Source organism: Proteus columbae, from assembly GCF_002777965.1.
Classification (GTDB): domain Bacteria; phylum Pseudomonadota; class Gammaproteobacteria; order Enterobacterales; family Enterobacteriaceae; genus Proteus; species Proteus columbae.
In genome coordinates this window covers 25,317-48,723 of record NZ_NGVR01000023.1, presented here as the reverse complement: position 1 = coordinate 48,723, position 23,407 = coordinate 25,317, and the positions used below count along the sequence as shown (strand labels likewise).

Below are 23,407 nucleotides of genomic sequence, written 5' to 3'. Positions count from 1 at the left end.
CTAAAAATTCCTACAACGCTACACATAGAGCCACGTCCAAAATAGACGCGCAATCTTTTAGCTAAAAGGAAATTTCTAATCCCTCAAAATACAATAATGAAGGTGAAGTCTGATTGGTGGAGGTGGATGATGGTGTTTTTTCTGATTACGCTGACGCGACACATAGATGGCAGCCATACTTAACAATAGCAATACAGCCCATGAATGGAAAAATGGCTCTATTGTTAATGGAGGAACAGATAATAATGATTTAGCGCTTAATTCACAGGTAGACAGTGAATAAGTGTGCTCTGTTGCGCTATTCTCATCAACAATCGGCGTTGATAGTGGGTATTGTGTTTGAGCAACAGCCGTTGCTAAGCGCTCACTAATGATGTGGGCACCTAATGAACGCTGAACAATGCAACACAAGATCAGCAAAACTGTTATCACCACTAGCCAGCGACCTGACCGCCAATTACTCATAGATGTTCCTCATCAATATGACCCGCTATCTTAACGGTAATCCACAGACAAACAACTCCTTAAGACAAACTTTACAAATCCCTACTTAGTTTATTTTTCGCATTATCTCAAATTTTCATCTTTAACCTTTATTTCTATAGGGTTTCTACTACAATAATTTTAAATATTGAAAACAACTTCCAAAAAAATAATCAACTATATTTGATTTCATTCTTTTATTGAGAGATACCTCTCGTATTTCACAAATTGCACTTCCCAACAGTATGTTATTTGTTCTATCTATTAACATTATCAAAACAAATTAAAACAAAAAAGCAACACAAAGCAAAACATCAATATCACTTATCACCACGACAGGAGTTATTATGCGCATGCGTAAACTAGCATTATCATTAATGATTTTAGGGGCTGCAGGAGCTGTGCAGGCAGAAGAACTCACTGGAACCTTAAAGAAAATCAATGACAACGATATTATTATTGTTGGACACAGAGAGTCCTCTGTTCCTTTCTCTTACTATGATAACCAACAAAAAGTGGTTGGCTATTCTCAAGACTATTCCAACCTAATTGTGCAAGCTGTAAAAGACAAAATAGGCAAACCAAACTTACAAGTTCGCCTCATCCCTATTACTTCTCAGAATCGCATTCCATTATTACAAAATGGCACATTTGATTTTGAGTGTGGCTCAACAACCAACAACGAAGCTCGCCAGCAACAAGCTAGCTTCTCTAATACTATTTTCATCGTAGGTACACGTTTACTGGCGAAAAAAGACAGTGGAATTAAAGATTTTGCTGACTTGTCAGGTAAAAACGTTGTCGTAACATCAGGCACAACGTCTGAAATGTTACTCAACAAATTAAATGATGAGAAAAAGATGAATATGCGCATTATCAGCGCAAAAGATCATGGAGACTCATTCCGTACACTTGAATCAGGCCGTGCTGTTGCCTTTATGATGGATGACGCATTACTGGCTGGTGAGCGAGCTAAAGCGAAAAAACCAGGCGAGTGGGAAATTGTAGGAACGCCACAATCTGAAGAAGCTTATGGTTGTATGTTGCGTAAAGATGACGCTCAATTCAAAACGTTAATTGATGAAACTATTGCTAAAGCACAAAAATCGGGTGAAGCAGAAAAATCTTTCAGTCGTTGGTTTAATGCACCGATCCCACCTAAAAATCTTAACTTAGAATTCACCATCTCTGATGAAATGAAAGCATTATTTGCATCACCAAATGATAAGGCATTGAATTAAAAAAACATAAGTAATTGATGCAAAATAAATAATTATAAAGTATCTGTTGGACAGACAGATCAGTGAAGTTTGGGGCAGCCGTTCCCTGCCCCTCTTTTTTCACCGGAGGTGAAATCATGTCGATTGATTGGGATTGGGGGATATTCTTCCAAGAAGCCCCTTTCGGAAACACCACATACTTAGGATGGCTGATTTCTGGCTTTCAAGTCACCATTGCCTTATCTCTATGCGCTTGGGTTATTGCCTTTCTTGTTGGTTCTTTATTCGGAATTTTACGCACAGTACCTAATCGCTGGCTTTCAAGCTTAGGCACTGTTTATGTTGAATTATTCCGTAACGTACCTCTTATTGTTCAATTCTTTACGTGGTATCTCGTCATTCCTGAACTATTGCCTCAATCTATTGGCGACTGGTTTAAAATGGACTTAGCGCCAAATGTGCAATTTTTTATCTCATCAGCACTCTGCTTAGGTTTATTTACCGCAGCGCGTATGTGTGAACAAGTTAGAGCAGCAATAAACTCATTACCCCGTGGTCAAAAAGCCGCAGGCTTAGCATTGGGCTTAACTTTACCCCAAACTTATCGTTATGTTTTATTACCTAATGCATACCGAGTCATTATTCCACCAATGACATCCGAAATGCTCAATCTCGTGAAAAACTCAGCGATTGCCTCTACTATCGGACTTATTGATATGGCAGCACAAGCGAATAAACTCCTCGACTATTCAGCAAAAGCATATGAGTCATTCACAGCAATCACACTTGCCTATGTATTTATCAATGTCATCATTATGCTAATAATGCATTGGCTTGAAAAACGCGTTCGCTTACCCGGCACAACAGGAGGTCAATAATGTACGAATTTGACTGGAGTTCTGTTGTTCCAAGCCTACCATTTTTAGTCGATGGAATGGCGATTACACTAAAAATCACTATCACTGCTATTGTGGTCGGTATTTTATGGGGAACGGTGCTTGCCGTTATGCGCCTATCTACCTTTAAGCCTATTAGCTGGTTTGCAGCCGCTTACGTTAATACCTTCCGTTCTATTCCATTAGTCATGGTATTACTGTGGTTTTATTTAATTGTGCCTAACATATTACAAAATGTTCTAGGACTTTCACCGAAAAGTGATATCCGTTTAATTTCAGCAATGATAGCGTTCTCTTTATTTGAAGCGGCCTATTACTCTGAAATTATAAGAGCAGGTATTCAAAGTGTTAGCAAAGGACAATTTTCAGCCTCACTCGCGTTAGGTATGACCAAATCACAAACAATGCGTTTAGTGATCCTACCTCAAGCCTTTCGAGCCATGATCCCGCTTTTACTGACCCAAGGAATTGTATTATTCCAAGATACATCCTTAGTTTATGTTTTAAGTCTTACTGACTTTTTCAGAACAGCGGCAAATATTGGAGAACGAGATGGTACACAAGTTGAAATGATCCTCTTTGCTGGCTTTGTTTATTTTGTCATTAGCTTCGCTGCTTCGATGTTAGTAAACTTTCTTAAAAAAAGGACTACCTAGATGATTTCCCTAAAAGACGTATCCAAATGGTATGGTCAGTTTCAAGTACTGACTGAATGTTCCACTGAAGTTAAAAAGGGGGAAGTTGTTGTTGTCTGTGGGCCTTCTGGATCAGGTAAATCAACACTGATCAAAACAGTAAATGGCTTAGAGCCTATACAACAAGGCGAGATCCTTGTTAATGAAATCAAAGTAAATGACAAGCATACTGATCTTGCTAAATTACGAGCAAAAGTAGGTATGGTATTCCAACATTTTGAACTCTTCCCTCACCTCTCTATTATTGAAAATCTTACACTGGCACAAGTTAAAGTGCTGAATAGAGAGAAAGGTGCTGCAAAAGAGAAAGGGTTAAAGCTATTAGAACGAGTGGGATTAGCAAGCCATGCTAACAAATATCCAGCTCAGCTTTCAGGTGGTCAACAACAACGTGTCGCCATCGCTCGCGCATTATGTATGGATCCGATTGCAATGTTATTTGATGAACCTACATCAGCCCTTGATCCTGAAATGATTAATGAAGTACTTGATGTAATGGTAGAGCTTGCAAATGAAGGTATGACGATGATGGTAGTAACCCATGAAATGGGCTTTGCTAAAAAAGTTGCTGATCGTATTATTTTTATGGATGAAGGTCGAATTGTAGAAGATAGACCTAAAAATGACTTTTTTGATAATCCAAAATCAGCGCGGGCAAAAGATTTCCTCGCTAAAATTCTGCACTAATTCCTACATCCCCTCCGCTGGCGTGCTTTTATAGCACGTCAGCCCAAAATAATAATTTCGATTAACCTCGCAACTAAATATCAAAAAATCTTTCTTTTTCGCAATATCACTATTATTTTTTCAAAAAATACGCATTTATTATCTTTTTTCTTTAACTCTTTCCAAGATATCTCGCAATTGTATTGAAAAAGTTATGCAAACAGTGACTTTCATTGAGATCAATAGTTGTGGCTATTAGACAAAATCAGCTATGCTATGCAAGTCTTAATTTCATAATAGCGGTTACCCTCCGGTAGCCATTAATTCACCATAGGATTATCGGTGCCATGCAAGAACAATATCGTCCCGAAGATATAGAGCAAACTATCCAGGAACACTGGGAAAAGAACAATACATTTAAAGTGACAGAAGATAATAACAAAGAAAAATATTACTGCCTGTCAATGCTACCTTATCCTTCTGGCCGACTACACATGGGACACGTCCGCAACTACACCATTGGTGACGTGATTTCCCGTTATCAACGTATGCAAGGTAAAAATGTCTTACAACCTATCGGTTGGGATGCATTTGGCTTACCAGCAGAAGGTGCCGCAGTAAAAAATAACACGGCGCCAGCACCGTGGACTTACGAAAACATCAATTACATGAAAAACCAGTTGAAAAAACTGGGTTTTGGTTACGATTGGGATCGTGAAGTCACTACCTGTACACCAGAATATTATCGCTGGGAACAGTGGTTCTTTACTAAGTTATATGAAAAAGGCTTAGTTTATAAAAAAACCTCTGCTGTTAACTGGTGCCCGCACGACTTAACAGTTTTAGCCAACGAACAAGTTATCGATGGTTGCTGCTGGCGTTGTGATACCCCTGTTGAGCGTAAAGAAATTCCACAGTGGTTTATCAAAATTACCGAATATGCAGAAGAGCTGTTAAACGATTTAGATACGTTAGATGAGTGGCCTGAACAAGTTAAGACCATGCAACGTAACTGGATTGGCCGTTCTGAAGGTGTCGAGATTACGTTTGATGTTGCAGACAGCAACGACACAATGACCGTTTATACAACACGCCCTGATACATTTATGGGTGTCACTTACGTTGCTGTTGCAGCAGGTCACCCATTAGCGCAGAAAGCTGCTCAAAACAATCCTGAAATTCAACACTTCATTGATGAATGCCGTAACATGAAAATGGCAGAAGCTGATATGGCAACAATGGAGAAAAAAGGAATTGCAACAGGCCTTTATGCAATTCATCCATTAACGAAAGAGAAAGTCGCTATTTGGGTTGCTAACTTCGTATTAATGGAATACGGCACAGGTGCAGTTATGGCAGTTCCTGGTCATGATGAGCGTGACTGGGAATTTGCAACTAAATACAACTTACCAATTAAAGCGGTTATTGCAGATGCTGAAGGTAATCAACCTGACTTATCTGAAGGCGCATTAACCGAGAAAAATAACCTGATTAACTCTGGTGAATTCTCAGGGTTAGACAACCAAACTGGCTTTAATGCAATTGCAGATAAACTGGCACAAATGGGTGTTGGTGAGCGTAAAGTTAACTACCGTTTACGTGACTGGGGTGTTTCTCGTCAACGTTACTGGGGTGCGCCAATACCAATGGCGACTTTAGAAGATGGTACTGTTGTTCCTGTACCTGAAGATCAACTGCCAGTTATCCTGCCAGAAGATGTAAAAATGGACGGGATCACCAGCCCAATCAAAGCAGATCCTGAGTGGGCAAAAACCACAATCAATGGTCAACCAGCACTGCGTGAAACGGATACTTTTGACACCTTTATGGAATCTTCTTGGTATTACGCTCGTTATACCTGCCCTGATTACGATAAAGGCATGTTAGATCCGAAAGCTGCTAACTATTGGTTACCTGTTGACTGGTATATTGGTGGAATTGAACACGCCATCATGCACTTAATGTATTTCCGCTTCTTCCATAAACTGATGCGTGATGCTGGTTTAGTGAACTCTGATGAACCTGCAAAACGCTTACTGTGTCAAGGCATGGTATTAGCGGATGCGTTCTATCACACAGGTGAAGATGGTGCTCGCCATTGGGTATCTCCTGCTGAAGCTATTGTTGAACGTGATGAGAAAAACCGCATTATAAAAGCGACTGACAGCGAAGGTCATGAATTGACTTATGCTGGCATGAGCAAAATGTCTAAATCTAAAAATAACGGTATCGACCCACAGACAATGGTTGAACGTTATGGTGCAGATACCGTTCGTTTATTTATGATGTTTGCTGCTCCACCTGAATTAACACTGGAATGGCAGGAGTCTAGCGTTGAAGGTGCAAACCGTTTCTTACGTCGTTTATGGCGTTTAGTTCACGAGCACACTCAAAAAGGAGCGACACAGCCTCTTGATCTTTCTGCATTGACAGAAGAACAAAAAGATTTACGTCGTGACTTACATAAAACGATTGCGAAAGTATCTGATGACGTAGGTCGTCGTTTAGCCTTTAACACCGCGATTGCTGCCATTATGGAGTTAATGAATAAATTAACTCGTGCAACACAAGAAACAGAACAAGATCGTGCATTAATGCAAGAAGCATTAGAAGCCATTGTTCGTATGCTTTCTCCAATCATCCCTCATGCATGTTTTGTTATGTGGCAAGCATTAGGTGGAAAAGAGGATGTTGATGTTGCACCATGGCCTGTCGCTGATGAAGAAGCAATGGTCGATGACACCAAGCTGATCATCGTTCAAGTGAATGGTAAAGTGCGTGGTCGAGTCACTGTTCCGGCTAATTCAGAAAAAGAATATGTTCAGGAAATGGCGACAAAAGAGTACAGTGTTGCTAAATACTTGGAAGATGTGACTATTCGTAAAGTCATCTATGTTCCAGGAAAATTACTGAACATCGTTGTTGGCTGATAAGGAGGCCTAGTGCGATATCTATTTTCGCTATTTTTCGGTTTAGCGGTGTTAATCACCGCTGGCTGTGGTTTTCACCTTCAAGGTAAAACTCAGGTTCCAGCAGAATTAAAAACGCTTTATCTTAGCTCTGGTGACCCTTATGGCCCATTATCTCGTGTAATGCGTCAACAACTTAGACTTAGTGGTGTTCAGCTTGTTGAGAATCCAACAGCCAATATCCCTATTCTTAAAATTGTCGGTTCATCAGAAAGTAAAGAGACCGTTTCTGTGTATCAAGACGGTAAATCAGCAGAACGTCAGTTAACATTTTTGCTTGATGCGCAAGTGATTATGCCTGATGGTACGATTTACCCAATTTCATCACAGGTTTCACGTCCGTTCTTCGATAACCCATTAGAAGCATTAGCGAAAGATGCTGAAAATGACATTATCAAGCAAGAGATGCGTGAACAAGCGACAGCAATATTAGTGCGTAAATTATTGGTTGTTCACAACGCTGAACGCCAAAAAGCCGCACAGGCTGAGCAGGCAAAACAGATAATCTCACCAGCCAAATGATCCGCTTATATCCAGAACAACTGAATGCGCAGCTCCAAGAGGGGCTGCGCCAAAGTTATCTACTTTGGGGTAATGAACCTCTGTTACTCCAAGAGTCTCAAGATGCTATTCAGTCCGCTGCTAAATCCCAAGGATTTATCGAGCATTATCAATTCACTCTTGATAATAATACGGACTGGAATGAAATTTACTCGCTTTGTCAATCGCTAAGCCTTTTTTCTCAAAGACAATCTCTTTTACTGCATTTACCTGAAAATGGCCCTAATGCAGCGATGTCAGAGAAACTCACTCGTCTATCTCAAGAATTGCATCAAGATTTATTGCTGATTTTACGTGGCAATAAACTCACAAAAGCGCAAGAAAACAGTGAATGGTTTAAAACATTAAGCCAACATGGAACCTATGTTTCTTGCCTAACACCTGAGCTTGATAAATTACCTAATTGGGTTGCGCGCCGGGCGAAACAAAAAGGATTAGCGCTGGATGAACAAGGTAATCAATTACTTTGCTACTGTTATGAAGGGAATTTACTAGCACTGGCACAGGCTATCGAGCGCCTTTCTCTGTTGTACCCTGATGGTAAGCTCACACTCCCAAGAGTAGAAGCTGCGGTCAATGATGCGTCACATTTTACCCCTTATCACTGGGTTGATGCATTACTTGCAGGGAAAACACAACGTGCATGGCATATCTTGCAACAACTCAAAAGAGAAGACTCTGAACCTGTTATTTTACTCAGAACTTTACAACGTGAGTTAATGCAGTTGATTACGCTACATCGTGAATCTAAAACAGCTTCGTTAAAAACGATTTTTGATAAGCATCGAATTTGGCAAAACCGACGCCCAATATTCACAGCGGCACTACAACGTTTATCTGAACACCAATTGCTAACAGCAATACGATTACTTACAACAATTGAAATTACTATTAAGCAAGATTACGGACAGACAGTTTGGCCCTCGCTCAGTGCTCTGGGCTTATTACTTTGTGGAAAAGCATTACCAGAAGGATTTGTAAGTCATGTCTAGAACCAATCGCTCAACACCTTTAATTAACCAAGCCATCGCTTTATATGGTGGTACATTTGATCCTATTCATTATGGGCATTTACGTCCTGTTGAAGCACTGTCAGGATTAATTGGTTTAAAAGAAGTGATTTGGTTACCTAACAATATTCCTCCTCATCGTCCTCAACCAGAGGCATCTTCTCAACAACGTCTTGAGATGGTGCGTCTTGCTCTTGAACCATATTCCTCATTTAAAGTCGATGTTCGAGAGCTTGAGAAACCAACACCTTCTTATACTATTGAGACATTAAGAGACTTCAGAAAAGAAATCGGCGATAAGCAACCTTTAGCTTTTATTATTGGCCAAGATTCATTGCTTTCAATTAGTACATGGCATCAATGGAATGAACTATTGAACGTATGCCATTTGCTAGTTTGCGCCCGTCCCGGTTATCAAACCCATTTTGAAAACACACAAATGCAAACTTGGCTAACCCAGCATCAGACAAAACAGCAAGAAGATATTCATTGCTTACCTTCAGGAAAAATTTTTCTGGCTGATACTCCTCTTTATAATATTTCAGCGACAGACATTCGCGCTCGTCACAAAGCCGGTCTAAATTGTCACGATTTACTCCCCAACTCCGTTGAAGACTATATTCGCCAGCAACAACTTTATAAATAAGGTATTAATTCTAAAGTTGAGATCTTAAGTAATTAAAAGCTGACGGATAAGGCGAAAAATAGCGTTGGTTAATCAAATAATCATCAGGATAAATAGTTAGCCAATATTGAAGTAAATCATAAGGCTTAGAAAAAGGCACAATACCTTGACGATATAGCAAAATTGTTTGTGACATTTCTTGTCTCTGTTGCGAATTCAGCACTCGCTTAAAATATCCCGCCATATGCATTAATGCATTCGTTTGCCCTTCTCGGTTTGGTGCAACACTTAATGCTTTCATTAGCTTTTGTTGATATTTCGATGCCATTTCGTCGAGGGGGATTTCGTCAGAAAGGTTCGCGATATAACGCCCTAATTCTCGATAAGCCACTTGCGAATAAGCCATAATTAAATATTTATATCGACTATGGAATTTAATCAAAGCCCCTTTACTTAATGATTGATTAACCTGTTGTTGGTAATCGAATAGTGTAAAAAATTGGGTAAGAAAATGATCAAGAAAAATAGGCTGTAAAATTTGCTCTAGACTTAATTGAGGTAAGATAAAATTTGATGACGAAGCAAGAGTGTCCCCTTCTTTTCCGATATAACCATAAATCGGTAACGGATGCTCTCTGTTTTGGAGATCTATCTGCATAATGCCTATTTTTTCATCTTTCACCACATGACAAAGTAACGCTAACTTTTCTTGTAATTGGCGATCGCTGTTACTCATAATTTCTGAAGATATCCCGAGATAATTCACTTTTCTTTTCATTCTTTTTCTCTCTAACTAAAAAGTATGAGTATTAGTCTGTATAATCTGAACCCAACAAAATAAAAACACACCTATTTAGGTGGTTGATGAGCATTGACAGACGAGGTTTAGCTGTTATTCTCACCCTCTGTTCCCTTAAGGGAACTGTAAGGTAAAACTGTCGTCTAAACGGAAAAGTTCCTATCTGCCTTCTTTTTGTTATTTATTATGACGCAGTTAATGGGCATATATGAATTTTTCTAAATCAAACGTCGAAAAACAAGAAAATGAGGTTTATGTTCTTGTTATTGCTAACTGGAATTAATCATCCAGTAAAATAGATTTATTGGTATAAATTCCTTTAAAATAGCATTCATATTCTAAATAATTTGAAGCGCAGTGAGACAACAAGTGGAGCAAGTCGCTAGGAACATACTCAAGTATATAACTAGTGCTAAATAAGTGTAGTCAACAACACTGCAACTTGAAGTATCACGAATATGTTATTTTTCGATTGAATTAACTCATTAGATTAAAGGTGATCCTTTTGCAAGGTTCTGAATTACAGCAATTTATTATTGATAAACTTGAAGATTCTAAAGCTCAAGACATTATTGCATTAGATGTCCGCGGAAAATCAAGTGTCACTGATTACATGATTATTTGTACGGGCACATCAAGCAGGCACCTAATGTCTGTTGCAGATAATCTCGTTGATGATTGTCGCGAAGCGGGGTTACAACCTTTAGGTGTTGAAGGTCAAGGCGTTTCTGACTGGATTGTCGTTGATCTTGGTGAAGCCATGGTACACGTCATGCAAGAAGATAGTCGCCGTATGTACGAACTTGAAAAACTCTGGAGCTGAGTTTGAAATTACAGCTCATTGCCGTTGGTACAAAAATGCCGGACTGGATACAGACCGGCTTTATGGATTATCTTAATCGATTCCCCAAAGACATGCCTTTAGAACTTATCGAGATCCCCGCTGGCAAGCGTGGGAAGAATGCGGATATTAAACGTATTCTCGAAAAAGAAGGTGAACAAATGTTAGCAGCAGTAGGTAAAGGAAATCGTATCGTTACTCTCGATATTCCTGGTGCTCGCTGGGATACGCCAAAACTTGCAGAACAACTTGATCGATGGAAATTTGATGGTAGAAATGTCAGTTTACTCATTGGTGGCCCCGAAGGATTAGCACCCGCCTGTAAAGCAGCAGCTGAACAAAGCTGGTCTTTATCTCCTTTAACAATGCCACATCCCCTTGTTCGTGTCGTGGTTGCAGAAAGCCTTTATCGAGCATGGAGTATTACCACAAACCATCCTTATCATCGTGAATAATCAATAAATTGGCGGGTCAGTAAGTGAAGTCAAATGGGATGAAAAGAAAAAAACGTACCCCGTTTCGAGATTATACTGCGGAATCAAAGCTATTTATCCGTCGTGTGATTGTCGCATTTTCAGTAATTATTATATTGAGTGGTGTTTTGGTTTTTAACCTCAATCACTTACAGATCGCTCGCCATGATGATTATCAAACACGTTCAAATGATAACCGAATTAAATTAGTACCAATTGCACCCAGCCGAGGCATTATTTACGACCGTAAAGGTATCCCTCTTGCGCTCAATCGTACTATCTATCAATTAGAAGTTGTGCCTGAGAAGGTAACAAACTTACAAGAAACACTTGAAAGTTTAAGAGATGTTGTTGACTTAACAGACGAAGATATTGCGGCATTTGAAAAAGAGCGCAAGCGCTCACGTCGATTTAGCTCTATTGCCTTAAAAACAACATTAAGCCAAGTACAAGTCGCACGTTTCGCTATCAACCAATATCGCTATCCCGGCTTAGAAATTAAAGGCTATCAACGTCGTTATTACCCTTATGGTTCAGCATTAACGCATGTGATTGGTTACGTCGCAAAAATTAACGATAAAGATGTTGAACGACTTGATAAAGAAGGTTTATCACCTAACTATGCTGCGACTCATGATATCGGCAAGTTAGGCATCGAACGTTATTATGAGTCTGTTTTGCACGGTACAACAGGCTATGAAGAAGTTGAAGTTAATAGTCGTGGTCGAGTTATTCGCCAATTACACGAACAACCTCCACAGGCAGGTAAAGATATCTATCTTACCATCGACCTTGAACTACAAACCTATATTGAAACATTACTCACCACAAGCCGAGCTGCGGTTGTAGTAACCGATCCTCGTAATGGTGAAATTTTAGCGCTTGTATCGAACCCTAGCTATGATCCTAACTTATTTGTCGGTGGGATTTCGAACACCGAATATCAAGGATTACTAAACAACCCAGATAGACCACTGATCAACCGTACAACCCAAGGTCTTTATCCGCCTGCATCAACCGTAAAACCGTTTATGTCTGTTGCGGCATTAAGTGAAGGTGTAATCACAGCCAATACAACAATTCACGATCCCGGCTGGTGGCAACTTCCAGGCTCAGAAAAACGTTATCGAGATTGGAAACGTTGGGGACATGGAAAACTTAATGTTACAAAATCTATCGTAGAATCTGCGGATACCTTCTTCTATCAAGTTGCTTATGATATGGGAATTGACCGTATATCAACTTGGATGAGTCGCTTTGGTTATGGCGAATATACAGGTATTGATCTATCCGAAGAACGTAATGGCATCATGCCAACGCGTGAGTGGAAACAGCAACGTTATAAAAAGCCTTGGTATCAAGGTGACACAATCCCCGTAGGAATTGGGCAAGGTTATTGGACAGCAACGCCAATTCAAATGGCGAAAGCTTTAATGACATTGATTAATGACGGCCAAGTTAAAACCCCTCACCTACTTTACGGTACAAAACTAGGCAATGAAATGTTGCCTTATGTTGATACTGAAACACGCCAAATTGGTGATATCAACTCAGGTTATTGGGAATTAGCAAAGCACGGTATGTATGGTGTGGCTAACTTCCCTAATGGTACAGGTCGCCGAAGTTTTGCTGATGCACCTTATAAAGCCGCAGCAAAATCGGGAACGGCACAGGTATTTAGTTACGAAACCTACAATGCAAGCCAATTGGCTGAACATCTTCGTGACCACAAATTGATGATTGCCTTTGCACCTTATGACAAGCCGACCGTCGCCATCTCTATTATCCTAGAGAATGGTGGAGCAGGCCCTTCTGTCGGTGATATTACAAGACAAATTCTTGACCACATTCTCCTTGGTGATAACAACACTGTATTACCAGCTTCTCCACCAGCACCGCGTGGTTCAGAGGAATAATACTCATGACTGAAAATAATAAGAAAAAATCCTTCTGGACACGGATCCATATCGACCCTCTATTCTTACTTTGTATTATTGCTTTATTAGGATACAGCGCATTTATTATGTGGAGTGCCAGCGGGCAAGATCCTGAAATGATGCAACGTAAGTTAGGGCAGATTGCAATGGGTTTTATGATCATGATAGTCATGGCGCAAATCCCACCAAGAGTCTATGAAAGCTGGGCGCCACATCTCTATTTCTTCTGTGTTATTTTACTTATTCTTGTCGATGTCTTTGGTCAAATCAGTAAAGGGGCACAGCGTTGGCTAGATTTAGGTATTGTGCGTTTTCAGCCTTCAGAAATCGCTAAAATTGCAGTGCCTTTAATGGTGGCTCGATTTATGAATCGCGATGTGTGTCCACCGACATTACGTAATACTGCTATTGCTCTGGTACTTATTTTTGTGCCAACTTTATTAGTTGCGGCACAGCCTGATTTAGGAACCTCTATTCTTGTTGCTACTTCCGGATTATTCGTCCTTTTCCTAGCAGGAATGAGTTGGCGCCTTATCACGGTGGCTATTATTCTTGTTGCCGCCTTTATCCCCATACTTTGGTTTTTCCTCATGCATGATTACCAGCAAGCACGGGTAATGATGCTTCTTGACCCTGAATCAGACCCACTTGGCGCAGGATATCATATCATCCAATCTAAAATTGCCATCGGTTCTGGCGGATTACATGGAAAAGGATGGTTACAAGGCACTCAATCTCAATTAGAATTCTTACCAGAGCGCCATACAGACTTTATTTTTGCTGTATTGGCTGAAGAACTCGGATTAATTGGTGTTTTGATACTACTGACTCTTTATATACTCTTAATCGCGCGAGGCCTTTACCTTGCAACGAAAGCACAAAATACATTTGGTAGAGTAATGATTGGCGGGTTAATGCTAATTTTCTTTGTCTATGTTTTTGTCAACATAGGAATGGTGAGTGGCATCCTTCCTGTTGTGGGTGTTCCGTTACCGCTGATGAGTTATGGAGGCTCCGCCCTTATTGTGTTAATGGCAGGGTTTGGTATCGTGATGTCTATTCATACACACCGAAAACTACTATCGAAAAGTTTATAATGAGGTTTTTATGCGTCTGCAATGGGTTTTGATTGGTATCAGTGCATTGCTACTGTCAGGGTGTGTTATTGATAAGCCGAATACCAATAAACAGCCAGCACCATTACCCAATGTGCCAGCTCAACGTGTTCTTGGTGCTGAGCCACGTTACGAGCCTTATCACCCTACGGCAAATCAAGATTACCGAAAAAACGGGGTGGTTTACCGTATTGTGACTGATCCTGCCAATTTCAGTGAGAAAGGTGAAGCTATTGTCTATGATAGTTTAGCGATGAGTCGATTAACGACCATTGGTGAGCGCGTTAATCCCTATGAGTTTGCCGTCGCACATCCTACATTACCGATCCCAAGCTATGCGAAAATCACAAACTTGCTCAATGGGCGCACAATGGTTGTACGTATTAACGACCGTGGTCCTTACGTCAATGGAAAACAAATCCAAGTCACTCCAGCGGTTTCTGATAGCTTACGTTTAATGCCGACAACCCCATTGCTTATTGAAGGAATTGTTGTTGACCAAACCGGCCATATGAGTGGTATTGGTACACATGGTGCACAAATAGAGAAGAAAACAACGGCATTACCTGAGCGTCCTAATTTTAATGCTCAACCAGCAACGCCGACACCATTAACAACATCAACGCCAATCAACAACAATGTGCCAGTTGATCCACCAGCCCCTGTTCCAGCAAAAACACCAACTCCGTTACCAGCTCCAACGCCAGTTCCAGCGGTGACAGAAACAAAAGCACCACAACCAGTATTATCCTCAAATTCCATAGCACAAGGCTTTTATGTTCAAGTCGGTGCTCTCAGTAACGAAAATAATGCACAGTTTTGGCTCAATGATTTATCGTCACTATTTAGCACTCAAGGTGTGATCAATAAAACAGATGGATTATATAAAGTGCAACTCGGCCCTTATTCATCTAAAGCTCAAGCCGAAACGATAAAAAACAAGCTAAAACAAGTTAAAGATATTACTGGGTTTATTATTACCCAATAAAGGATAATATTACGTAAAATCCTTTTTATATCAGCAAATTCAAGCGTAGAATCGTCTGGGTTTGCTGATATTTTATTTATCAGTCCCTATTTTTCCCTGAATTTTCGGATTAAACAAACAGAATGAAACAGATACTCCCAGCAAAATTACTAAGAACAAGCCTATTAAGTGCCACTTTTGCTTTACTCACAGTAAGTCATCAAGGTATTGCGGAAGATTCCCTAAAAACAATGATACCCGCTGTTCCTAGTATCGAAGCCGAATCTTATATTCTTATTGATTATAATTCTGGGAAAGTACTGGCTGAAATGAATGCCGACGTTCGCCGTGATCCTGCAAGTTTAACCAAGATGATGACCAGCTACGTAATCGGTCAATCTATTCGTGCTGGTAAAATCTCTAATAGCGATATCGTTCCCATTGGTGAAGAAGCATGGGCAACAGGGAATCCTGTTTTTCGAGGCTCTTCTTTAATGTTCTTAAAACCGGGTGACCAAGTTACCGTGGCACAGTTAACGCGAGGTATCAATTTACAATCAGGTAATGATGCTTGTGTTGCAATGGCCTCTTATGTCGCGGGCAGCCAAGATACGTTTGTAACCATGATGAACGACTACGTTAAACGACTGGGTTTACAAAATACACAATTCCAAACCGTTCATGGCCTTGATGCTCCAGGACAATATAGCTCGGCTCGCGATATGGCGCTAATTGGTGCGGCATTAATTCGCGATGTACCGGATGAATATGCCATCTATAAAGAAAAAGAGTACACCTACAACAATATCCGCCAAACTAACCGAAATGGTTTGTTGTGGGATACCAGTTTAAACGTTGATGGCATTAAAACAGGCCATACTGCATCTGCTGGCTATAACCTTGTCGCTTCCGCAACCGAAGGCGATATGCGTTTAATTTCTGCGGTTATGGGTGGTCACTCATCTAAAGGTCGTGATGCAGAAAGTAAAAAACTACTTACTTGGGGTTTTCGTTTCTTTGAAACTGTAAAACCATTACAAGTGGGTAAAGAATTCGCGGCTGAGCCTATCTGGTATGGTGAAACAGATAAAGTACAATTAGGGGTAGACAAAGATGTTTATTTAACTATTCCTCGTGGTCGTTTAAAAGATTTAAAAGCAAGCTATGTTCTTGATAATGTAGAATTACATGCACCGGTAACTAAAAACCAAGTTGTAGGAACAATTAATTTCCAACTTGATGGTCAAGTTATTGAGCAGCGCCCGCTTGTTGTGATGAATGAAGTAAAAGAAGGTGGTTTCTTTAGCCGTATTATCGACTATATCAAATTATTATTCTCACACTGGTTTGGCTAAGACTTGAAAATGGTAAATGTGACCACATATAACTTTTATACAGATATTGGCAAAAACACATTTACCATTCCCATATTTACCCTAATTACTAGTATCGCATTCCTTATTATGTAAGGAATGCGCTTTTTATTTGCTAAGATTAGGTGTAGAAATAAATTATTAAAACAACAGCACCTGTTGTCTTAAGGAATTACATTATGATGAAAACAAAATTAAACGAACTGTTAGAGTTCCCATGTTCTTTCACTTATAAAGTGATGGGTCATGCAAAACCAGAATTAGTGGATCAAGTTGTTGAAGTAATTCAACGCCATGCTCCTGGTGATTACACACCTTCAGTGAAACCAAGTAGCAAAGGTAATTACCACTCTGTTTCTATTACCATCAACGCAACTCATATCGATCAAGTAGAAACATTATATAAAGAATTAGGTGAGCTTGAACTAGTACGTATGGTTCTGTAATCTTTTCTTTTAATAGATAACTTTTTAAAAGCGCCTTTCATTAAGGCGCTTTTTCTTATTTTACACTCCCACATTTTTCACCCTACCGCGGAAAAAAAACATCTCAATCTGGTAGTTCATTTACTGGAGCGTTATACTGCTCTTCACAATTACGCTACAAATGAAGATTTTCACGGTGCAAGACAAGACAATCATTATTCGCCAATTAGGTGTGAAACCCTATTTACCGGTTTCTGATTCTATGCATCAGTTTACGGAAAAACGGGAAAGTCACACACCTGATGAAATATGGCTCGTTCAACATGAACAGGTTTTTACCCAAGGCCAAGCAGGTAAAGCTGAACACTTATTAAATACGGGGACTATCCCTGTTATTCAATCTGATCGTGGTGGTCAAGTGACTTATCATGGCCCCGGTCAACAAGTGATGTATGTTTTAATTGATTTAAAACGCAATCATGTGGGTGTTCGTCAATTAGTCACCGCTCTTGAAAACACCGTTATTGATACGCTAGCTGAGTTTAATGTAGAAGCTTATGCTCGTGCTGATGCACCCGGCGTTTACGTAAAGGGTGATAAAATTTGCTCTTTAGGATTACGCATTCGTAAAGGTTGCTCCTTTCATGGGCTTGCGCTCAATATCGATATGGATTTAACCCCTTTTGCACGAATAAATCCTTGTGGTTATTCTGATCTAAAAATGACGCAGTTAATTGATTTTGCACCGAATACGACAACGACACAGGTAGCACCGTTATTAGTTAAGCATTTTTGTACACAACTAGGATTTCAACCACAGCAATAAAAATGCTATAATTTTTTTAACATTTGTCATATTTTTTTAAAACCCTGATTACCTCAGTCACATCGTGTTAATCACTCTAGATAACTGGAACTGGCACAATTATGAGTAAACCTATTCAGATGGAACGCGGAGTTAAATATCGCGACGCCGATAAAATGGCACTTATTCCTGTTAAAACAGTCGCTACAGAACGTGAACAACTGCTACGCAAACCTGATTGGATGAAAATAAAGTTACCCGCTGACTCAAGTAAAATTCAGGGTATCAAAGCAGCAATGCGTAAAAATGGTCTTCATTCCGTCTGTGAAGAAGCTTCTTGCCCTAACCTTGCAGAGTGCTTCAACCACGGAACAGCAACCTTTATGATCTTGGGTGCAATCTGTACACGCCGTTGCCCATTTTGCGATGTTGCTCATGGCCGCCCAAATGCCCCCGATCCACAAGAGCCAGAAAAACTCGCTCAAACGATTAAAGATATGGGATTACGCTACGTTGTAATTACTTCCGTAGACCGCGATGATTTACGTGATGGTGGTGCTCAACATTTTGCTGATTGTATTGCTGCAATTCGTGCAAAAAATCCAACAATCCGTATTGAAACATTAGTTCCTGATTTTCGTGGACGTATGGATAAAGCGCTTGAGATCCTCACAGACACACCACCTGATGTCTTCAACCATAACTTAGAGAACGTTCCTCGCGTTTATCGTCAAGTGCGTCCAGGTGCTAACTATCAATGGTCATTGACATTGTTAGAGCGCTTCAAGCAAGCTCATCCAGATATTCCTACTAAGTCGGGTTTAATGGTCGGCCTTGGGGAAACCAACGAAGAAATTATTGACGTTATGCGTGATCTGCGTAAACATGGGGTAACGATGCTGACATTAGGGCAATATTTACAGCCAAGTCGTCATCATCTTCCTGTTCAACGCTACGTCAGTCCTGACGAGTTTGAATATATGAAAGAACAAGCAATTGCGATGGGCTTTACCCATGCAGCTTGTGGGCCGTTTGTTCGCTCGTCTTATCATGCTGATCTTCAAGCTCAGGGGATTGAGGTTAAATAACAATTAATCTCTCATGCTTAACATTGCAATTGCTGTATTTATAGGTGGTGGTTTAGGTAGCGTATTGCGCTGGCTGATTAGCTACCGCCTAAATTCTATTTTTCCTCATTTTGCTACGGGCACCTTTATTGCTAACTGTATTGGTGCTTTTATTATTGCCTTTGGTATCGCTTGGTTTAGCAAAGCGCCACATATTGATCCTATTTGGAAAATTATGCTAACTACGGGCTTTTGTGGCGGTTTGACAACATTTTCAACCTTTTCTGTCGAAGTTGTCGCACTCTTAACTGAGGGAAAGATAGGATGGGCATTAAGTACGATGGGCGCTAACTTGGCGGGTTCATTTTTAATGACCGCATTTGCGTTTTGGTTATTACGAGAGATGTAATATTTAGAATATAAAAACCCGTTGTTTAACGGGCTTTGCTCTAGATACATAAAAACCCGTTAAACAACGGGTTTTTACTTGTCTCAAAGAAGTCGTTAATTAGATAGCGACAACGTTTGCAGCAGATGGCCCTTTCGCGCCGTCAGTAACTTCAAACTCTACTTTTTGACCTTCAGCAAGGGTTTTAAAGCCTTCTGATGTAATAGCGGAAAAGTGTACAAATACATCTTTGCTGCCATCTTCTGGAGTGATAAAACCAAAACCTTTAGTTTCGTTAAACCACTTAACGTTACCTTTTAATTTAGACATCAAGTTTACCTTTAAAATAGAAAATAAACGCAAGCGTTTTGCGTTGGCTATAGTAAAACAAAAATGATGATTCCCTGTCCACAGTCTAGATCACGAAACTCACATTTTTTTTCTGCCAAATGATTAATATTCAGACAAATCCCATGCCTTAATGCATAGTTCACTTAAGAAACAATACTTAATACTTACAATCTGAACTATTCATCAATTTCTACTTTTTCATAATGAAGTAGCCAACGCTTAATATCTAATCCGCCAGTATAGCCGACCAACTTACCGTTATGACCAATAACTCGATGGCAAGGAATAATTAAAGAAATTGGATTGCGTGAGTTAGCCATTCCTACCGCTCTGCAATAATTGATTGAACCTAATGTAAGCGCCAATTTTTTATAACTCCAAATTTCACCATAAGGGATTGTCTGTAATGTCTTCCAAACACGGCTTTGAAATTCAGTTCCTTCAGGTGCTAATGGCACTGAAAACGTCGTGCGTTTACCCGCAAAATACTCTTTTAATTGTTGTATACATTGGTTAATCACGGGGCTCGAGTTTACAGCAACCTCTTTGTCATTCACAAAATAGAGACTCGTGATCCCTTTTTCATTTGCAGTGATAGAAATATAGGGTTTTGGAAAGCCTTTAGGTGCATCGAGATAGTCTTGGTACATAATGTTTTCTCTGCTGATTTGTCTTTAGCGACAAGATTAAATCATGCTTGATTGATAAAGCAATCATCTAATTACTCGTATATCTAATAAAAATTGATCAATCGAGCAATCTAAAAATAAAATTAACTCACTAACTATTTAATTTTAATGATAATCATTATCAAAAATGAAAATCACCATATATTGTATGGTTGAAAATAAATAAATCTATATATAGTATTTAAGGACTTCTCATTATGGATGTGAAAACAGACGCATCCATATTTTTATAAGGGTTATTTTTATGTCTGTTATCCTCTATACCAAACCGAATTGCGTTCAATGCAGTGCCACAGAACGCGCCTTAAAACAGAAAAATATTCCGTTTGTTGCAGTTGATCTCACCAAAGATACACAAGCCCTCGCTCACATTGTTTCTATGGGATATCGCCAAGTACCTGTTGTCGTTCACGGTGAACAACATTGGTCGGGTTTCTGCCCTGATAAAATCAGACAGATCACGCTCTAAAGGAGCATCTTATGCAAACTGCACCTTTGATTTATTTTTCAAGTCGCTCTGAAAACTGCCATCGCTTTGTACAAAAGCTCAATTTAAAGGCGACCAGAATCATTGAAGATGAAACCTTGCTTGCAACGCAACCTTTTGTGTTGCTTTGCCCAACTTATGGTGGCGGTGGTGCTAAAGGTGCAGTGCCTAAAGCGGTTATTCAGTTTTTAAATATCCCTGAAAACCGTCAATTAATACGTGGAGTCATTGCTTCTGGAAATACTAACTTTGGTACAGCTTACGGGTTAGCGGGCGATATTATTGCACAAAAATGCAAAATCCCTTTTTTGTATCGATTTGAATTATTAGGTACGCCAGAAGATGTAAACCGCGTAAAAACAGGTTTAAGCACGTTTTGGTCAAGCCTTGCTGACCAATGCGTCACGAGATAATCAACATGATACAATCAGCAGAACAACTGGATTACCATGCATTAAATGCCATGCTAAATCTCTATGATGAGCAAGGTAATATTCAGTTTGATAAAGACAAATTAGCAACACATCATTTTTTTCGTCAGCATGTAAATCAAAACACCGTATTTTTTCATGATCTAAGAGAAAAATTAGAGTTCTTAGTCGAACAACACTATTACGAAGCCCAAGTGTTAGAGCAATATGAATTTACCTTTATCAAACAGCTATTTAAACATGCTTATAGCAAAAAATTTCGCTTTCAATCTTTCCTTGGCGCTTTTAAGTATTACACCAGTTACACCTTAAAAACGTTTGATGGCGAGCGCTACCTTGAACGCTATGAAGATCGCGTCTGCATGGTCGCTCTCACTCTTGCACAGGGCAATACTGATCTTGCTATTCATCTTGTTGATGAAATCATTAGTGGTCGTTTTCAACCCGCAACACCGACTTTTTTAAATTGTGGGAAACAACAGCGTGGTGAATTGGTTTCCTGCTTTCTACTGCGAATAGAAGATAATATGGAGTCTATCGGTCGATCGGTAAATTCCGCATTACAGCTTTCTAAACGTGGTGGCGGCGTTGCATTTTTGCTCACTAATTTACGTGAGGCTGGTGCTCCCATAAAACGTATAGAGAATCAATCTTCTGGCGTTGTTCCTGTTATGAAAATGCTTGAAGATGCCTTTTCCTATGCTAATCAGTTAGGAGCAAGACAAGGCGCTGGCGCTGTTTATCTTCATGCTCATCATCCGGATATTTACCATTTTCTTGATACAAAAAGAGAAAATGCGGATGAAAAAGTCCGAATAAAAACCCTCTCTTTAGGCGTTGTTATCCCTGATATCACTTTTGAATTAGCGAAACGCAATGAAGATATGTATCTCTTCTCACCTTATGATGTAGAGCGTATTTATGGCGTACCTATGTCAGAGATCAGTATTAGTGAAAAATACAGTGAAATGGTGAATAACGCGCAAATTCGTAAGAAAAAAATTAAAGCGAGAGAGTTTTTCCAAACACTTGCCGAAATTCAATTTGAATCTGGCTATCCTTATATCATGTTTGAAGATGCAGTAAATCGCGCCAATCCTATCGCTGGAAGAATTAACATGAGCAATCTTTGCTCTGAAATTTTACAAGTCAACAGTGCGAGTGAGTATCACCCTGACTTAAGTTATCGCCATATCGGTCATGACATCAGTTGTAACTTAGGTTCTATGAATATTGCTATGGCAATGGACTCACCTAACTTTGCACATACCGTCAGCACTGCAATTAGGGCATTAAGTAATGTCTCTGAAATGACGAAAATCGAGTCCGTTCCTTCTATTGAAAAAGGTAATCTCGCTTCTCATGCCATTGGTTTAGGACAAATGAATTTACATGGTTACTTAGCCCGTGAAGGAATTTATTATGGCTCAGAAGAAGCATTAGATTTTACTAATATCTATTTTTATACCGTCACTTACTATGCGTTATTAGCTTCAAATCAATTAGCTATTGAGAAAAAGCAGCACTTTAAAGGCTTTGAAAATTCAAAATACGCAACAGGTGAATATTTTAATAAATATGTATCACAACAGTGGTTGCCTAAAACTCAAAAAGTCCAGCAGCTATTTAGTCAATCTAATGTTCATATTCCAACACAAGAAAATTGGCAAACTCTCAAGCAATCTATTATGACGCATGGGATCTATAACCAAAATTTACAAGCGATACCACCGACAGGGTCTATTTCCTATATCAACCACTCTACATCGAGTATTCATCCTATTGCCGCGCCAATAGAAATTAGAAAAGAAGGTAAGATTGGGCGAGTTTATTACCCTGCCCCCTTTATGACCAATGAAAATCGTCAATATTATCAAGATGCATATGAAATTGGAGCTGAAAAAATTATCGATACCTATGCTGAGGCTTCTCAACATATCGATCAAGGATTATCACTGACGTTGTTCTTTTCTGATGAAGCCACAACAAGAGATATCAACAAAGCACAAATATATGCATGGCGCAAAGGTATTAAAACCTTGTATTACATTCGTATTAGACAATCTGCATTAGCAGGTACTGAAATTAAAGGCTGTGTTTCGTGCGCGCTTTAATAATAACAATAAGGAGAACA

General features: G+C 39.6%; 25 protein-coding genes. 21 read left to right on the top strand and 4 right to left on the bottom strand.

Annotated features, from left to right (window positions below; genetic code table 11):
- Positions 1–75 precede the first annotated feature (75 nt).
- Positions 76–465, bottom strand: a complete 390-nt coding sequence (locus tag CBE70_RS11245) for a metal resistance protein (protein ID WP_100159422.1) — start codon at positions 463–465, stop codon at positions 76–78.
- 365 nt (positions 466–830) lie between these two features.
- Between CBE70_RS11245 and CBE70_RS11240 the strand changes: the two genes are divergently transcribed.
- The 8 genes from CBE70_RS11240 to nadD all read left to right on the top strand — a co-directional run bounded on the left by CBE70_RS11240 (position 831) and on the right by nadD (position 9,146).
- Positions 831–1,724 (top strand): amino acid ABC transporter substrate-binding protein, encoded by an 894-nt coding sequence (locus CBE70_RS11240; RefSeq protein ID WP_100159421.1) that lies wholly within the window; start codon positions 831–833, stop codon positions 1,722–1,724.
- Between the two features lie 116 nt (positions 1,725–1,840).
- On the top strand, positions 1,841–2,581 hold the full coding sequence (locus CBE70_RS11235; protein ID WP_100159420.1) for an amino acid ABC transporter permease: 741 nt from the start codon (positions 1,841–1,843) through the stop codon (positions 2,579–2,581).
- Positions 2,581–3,255: a glutamate/aspartate ABC transporter permease GltK gene (gltK, locus tag CBE70_RS11230; RefSeq protein ID WP_006537724.1), complete on the top strand. Its 675-nt coding sequence runs from the start codon at positions 2,581–2,583 to the stop codon at positions 3,253–3,255. The genes CBE70_RS11235 and gltK overlap by 1 nt, the downstream gene beginning before the upstream one ends.
- On the top strand, positions 3,256–3,981 hold the full coding sequence (locus CBE70_RS11225; RefSeq protein ID WP_099075883.1) for an amino acid ABC transporter ATP-binding protein: 726 nt from the start codon (positions 3,256–3,258) through the stop codon (positions 3,979–3,981).
- A gap of 326 nt (positions 3,982–4,307) precedes the next feature.
- Positions 4,308–6,890, top strand: coding sequence for a leucine--tRNA ligase (leuS, locus tag CBE70_RS11220; protein WP_100159419.1), 2,583 nt, complete (start codon positions 4,308–4,310; stop codon positions 6,888–6,890).
- 12 nt (positions 6,891–6,902) lie between these two features.
- Positions 6,903–7,451, top strand: a complete 549-nt coding sequence (lptE, locus tag CBE70_RS11215) for an LPS assembly lipoprotein LptE (RefSeq protein ID WP_100159418.1) — start codon at positions 6,903–6,905, stop codon at positions 7,449–7,451.
- Positions 7,448–8,482 (top strand): DNA polymerase III subunit delta, encoded by a 1,035-nt coding sequence (holA, locus tag CBE70_RS11210; RefSeq protein WP_100159417.1) that lies wholly within the window; start codon positions 7,448–7,450, stop codon positions 8,480–8,482. The genes lptE and holA overlap by 4 nt, the downstream gene beginning before the upstream one ends.
- On the top strand, positions 8,475–9,146 hold the full coding sequence (nadD, locus tag CBE70_RS11205; protein WP_100159416.1) for a nicotinate-nucleotide adenylyltransferase: 672 nt from the start codon (positions 8,475–8,477) through the stop codon (positions 9,144–9,146). Before holA ends, nadD begins: the two co-directional genes overlap by 8 nt.
- Positions 9,147–9,156: 10 nt before the next feature.
- On the opposite strand, the gene CBE70_RS11200 is transcribed toward nadD, so the two are convergent.
- A complete protein-coding gene (locus tag CBE70_RS11200; RefSeq protein ID WP_232797393.1) occupies positions 9,157–9,861 on the bottom strand; it encodes a YbgA family protein in 705 nt (234 codons plus the stop codon).
- Between the two features lie 559 nt (positions 9,862–10,420).
- Between CBE70_RS11200 and rsfS the strand changes: the two genes are divergently transcribed.
- The 10 genes from rsfS (at position 10,421) to crcB (ending at position 19,336) form a co-directional block, all read left to right on the top strand.
- Positions 10,421–10,747 carry a ribosome silencing factor gene (rsfS, locus tag CBE70_RS11195; RefSeq protein ID WP_006537732.1) on the top strand — a complete coding sequence of 109 codons (327 nt, stop codon included), beginning with the start codon at positions 10,421–10,423 and terminating at the stop codon, positions 10,745–10,747.
- Positions 10,748–10,749: 2 nt separating this feature from the next.
- Positions 10,750–11,220 carry a 23S rRNA (pseudouridine(1915)-N(3))-methyltransferase RlmH gene (rlmH, locus tag CBE70_RS11190; protein ID WP_100159414.1) on the top strand — a complete coding sequence of 157 codons (471 nt, stop codon included), beginning with the start codon at positions 10,750–10,752 and terminating at the stop codon, positions 11,218–11,220.
- Between the two features lie 38 nt (positions 11,221–11,258).
- Positions 11,259–13,154, top strand: a complete 1,896-nt coding sequence (mrdA, locus tag CBE70_RS11185) for a peptidoglycan DD-transpeptidase MrdA (protein WP_100159413.1) — start codon at positions 11,259–11,261, stop codon at positions 13,152–13,154.
- 5 nt (positions 13,155–13,159) lie between these two features.
- Positions 13,160–14,272 (top strand): peptidoglycan glycosyltransferase MrdB, encoded by a 1,113-nt coding sequence (gene mrdB, locus CBE70_RS11180; RefSeq protein ID WP_100159412.1) that lies wholly within the window; start codon positions 13,160–13,162, stop codon positions 14,270–14,272.
- Between the two features lie 10 nt (positions 14,273–14,282).
- Positions 14,283–15,278: an endolytic peptidoglycan transglycosylase RlpA gene (gene rlpA / locus CBE70_RS11175; protein ID WP_100159411.1), complete on the top strand. Its 996-nt coding sequence runs from the start codon at positions 14,283–14,285 to the stop codon at positions 15,276–15,278.
- Positions 15,279–15,400: 122 nt separating this feature from the next.
- Entirely contained in the window at positions 15,401–16,612 is a 1,212-nt protein-coding gene (dacA, locus tag CBE70_RS11170; RefSeq protein ID WP_100159410.1) for a D-alanyl-D-alanine carboxypeptidase DacA, read from the top strand.
- 200 nt (positions 16,613–16,812) lie between these two features.
- A complete protein-coding gene (gene ybeD, locus CBE70_RS11165) occupies positions 16,813–17,076 on the top strand; it encodes a DUF493 family protein YbeD (protein WP_036912266.1) in 264 nt (87 codons plus the stop codon).
- 160 nt (positions 17,077–17,236) lie between these two features.
- A complete protein-coding gene (gene lipB / locus CBE70_RS11160) occupies positions 17,237–17,881 on the top strand; it encodes a lipoyl(octanoyl) transferase LipB (protein ID WP_100159409.1) in 645 nt (214 codons plus the stop codon).
- A 101-nt stretch (positions 17,882–17,982) separates the two neighbouring features.
- Positions 17,983–18,948, top strand: coding sequence for a lipoyl synthase (lipA, locus tag CBE70_RS11155; protein WP_100159408.1), 966 nt, complete (start codon positions 17,983–17,985; stop codon positions 18,946–18,948).
- Positions 18,949–18,961: 13 nt separating this feature from the next.
- Positions 18,962–19,336 carry a fluoride efflux transporter CrcB gene (gene crcB / locus CBE70_RS11150; protein ID WP_023581134.1) on the top strand — a complete coding sequence of 125 codons (375 nt, stop codon included), beginning with the start codon at positions 18,962–18,964 and terminating at the stop codon, positions 19,334–19,336.
- 99 nt (positions 19,337–19,435) lie between these two features.
- Here crcB and cspE read toward each other — a convergent pair whose 3' ends face one another.
- Together cspE and CBE70_RS11140 are read right to left on the bottom strand one after the other, a co-directional pair.
- A complete protein-coding gene (gene cspE / locus CBE70_RS11145) occupies positions 19,436–19,645 on the bottom strand; it encodes a transcription antiterminator/RNA stability regulator CspE (protein WP_023581133.1) in 210 nt (69 codons plus the stop codon).
- A 197-nt stretch (positions 19,646–19,842) separates the two neighbouring features.
- Positions 19,843–20,316 (bottom strand): methylated-DNA--[protein]-cysteine S-methyltransferase, encoded by a 474-nt coding sequence (locus CBE70_RS11140; protein WP_100159407.1) that lies wholly within the window; start codon positions 20,314–20,316, stop codon positions 19,843–19,845.
- A 283-nt stretch (positions 20,317–20,599) separates the two neighbouring features.
- Between CBE70_RS11140 and nrdH the strand changes: the two genes are divergently transcribed.
- From nrdH to nrdE, 3 genes are read left to right on the top strand one after another with little or no spacing between them, the layout of a single operon-like run.
- Positions 20,600–20,824 (top strand): glutaredoxin-like protein NrdH, encoded by a 225-nt coding sequence (nrdH, locus tag CBE70_RS11135; protein ID WP_023581131.1) that lies wholly within the window; start codon positions 20,600–20,602, stop codon positions 20,822–20,824.
- An 11-nt stretch (positions 20,825–20,835) separates the two neighbouring features.
- Positions 20,836–21,255 (top strand): class Ib ribonucleoside-diphosphate reductase assembly flavoprotein NrdI, encoded by a 420-nt coding sequence (gene nrdI, locus CBE70_RS11130; protein ID WP_100159406.1) that lies wholly within the window; start codon positions 20,836–20,838, stop codon positions 21,253–21,255.
- Positions 21,256–21,260: 5 nt separating this feature from the next.
- Complete coding sequence (gene nrdE, locus CBE70_RS11125; RefSeq protein WP_100159405.1) at positions 21,261–23,387, top strand: class 1b ribonucleoside-diphosphate reductase subunit alpha; 2,127 nt, start codon at positions 21,261–21,263, stop codon at positions 23,385–23,387.
- Positions 23,388–23,407 lie beyond the last annotated feature (20 nt).

Excerpts from the sequence above, each read along its gene's own strand:
- mrdB (WP_100159412.1), top strand. The coding sequence starts at position 13,160 with ATGACTGAAAATAATAAGAAAAAATCCTTCTGGACACGGATCCATATC.
- CBE70_RS11235 (WP_100159420.1), top strand. The coding sequence starts at position 1,841 with ATGTCGATTGATTGGGATTGGGGGATATTCTTCCAAGAAGCCCCTTTC.
- rlpA (WP_100159411.1), top strand. The coding sequence starts at position 14,283 with ATGCGTCTGCAATGGGTTTTGATTGGTATCAGTGCATTGCTACTGTCA.
- nrdE (WP_100159405.1), top strand. The coding sequence starts at position 21,261 with ATGATACAATCAGCAGAACAACTGGATTACCATGCATTAAATGCCATG.
- CBE70_RS11225 (WP_099075883.1), top strand. The coding sequence starts at position 3,256 with ATGATTTCCCTAAAAGACGTATCCAAATGGTATGGTCAGTTTCAAGTA.
- dacA (WP_100159410.1), top strand. The coding sequence starts at position 15,401 with ATGAAACAGATACTCCCAGCAAAATTACTAAGAACAAGCCTATTAAGT.
- leuS (WP_100159419.1), top strand. The coding sequence starts at position 4,308 with ATGCAAGAACAATATCGTCCCGAAGATATAGAGCAAACTATCCAGGAA.
- CBE70_RS11140 (WP_100159407.1), bottom strand. The coding sequence starts at position 20,316 with ATGTACCAAGACTATCTCGATGCACCTAAAGGCTTTCCAAAACCCTAT.
- mrdA (WP_100159413.1), top strand. The coding sequence starts at position 11,259 with ATGAAAAGAAAAAAACGTACCCCGTTTCGAGATTATACTGCGGAATCA.
- gltK (WP_006537724.1), top strand. The coding sequence starts at position 2,581 with ATGTACGAATTTGACTGGAGTTCTGTTGTTCCAAGCCTACCATTTTTA.
- CBE70_RS11245 (WP_100159422.1), bottom strand. The coding sequence starts at position 465 with ATGAGTAATTGGCGGTCAGGTCGCTGGCTAGTGGTGATAACAGTTTTG.
- ybeD (WP_036912266.1), top strand. The coding sequence starts at position 16,813 with ATGAAAACAAAATTAAACGAACTGTTAGAGTTCCCATGTTCTTTCACT.
- CBE70_RS11240 (WP_100159421.1), top strand. The coding sequence starts at position 831 with ATGCGCATGCGTAAACTAGCATTATCATTAATGATTTTAGGGGCTGCA.
- lipB (WP_100159409.1), top strand. The coding sequence starts at position 17,237 with ATGAAGATTTTCACGGTGCAAGACAAGACAATCATTATTCGCCAATTA.
- cspE (WP_023581133.1), bottom strand. The coding sequence starts at position 19,645 with ATGTCTAAATTAAAAGGTAACGTTAAGTGGTTTAACGAAACTAAAGGT.
- nrdH (WP_023581131.1), top strand. The coding sequence starts at position 20,600 with ATGTCTGTTATCCTCTATACCAAACCGAATTGCGTTCAATGCAGTGCC.
- holA (WP_100159417.1), top strand. The coding sequence starts at position 7,448 with ATGATCCGCTTATATCCAGAACAACTGAATGCGCAGCTCCAAGAGGGG.
- nrdI (WP_100159406.1), top strand. The coding sequence starts at position 20,836 with ATGCAAACTGCACCTTTGATTTATTTTTCAAGTCGCTCTGAAAACTGC.
- crcB (WP_023581134.1), top strand. The coding sequence starts at position 18,962 with ATGCTTAACATTGCAATTGCTGTATTTATAGGTGGTGGTTTAGGTAGC.
- nadD (WP_100159416.1), top strand. The coding sequence starts at position 8,475 with ATGTCTAGAACCAATCGCTCAACACCTTTAATTAACCAAGCCATCGCT.
- lipA (WP_100159408.1), top strand. The coding sequence starts at position 17,983 with ATGAGTAAACCTATTCAGATGGAACGCGGAGTTAAATATCGCGACGCC.
- CBE70_RS11200 (WP_232797393.1), bottom strand. The coding sequence starts at position 9,861 with ATGAGTAACAGCGATCGCCAATTACAAGAAAAGTTAGCGTTACTTTGT.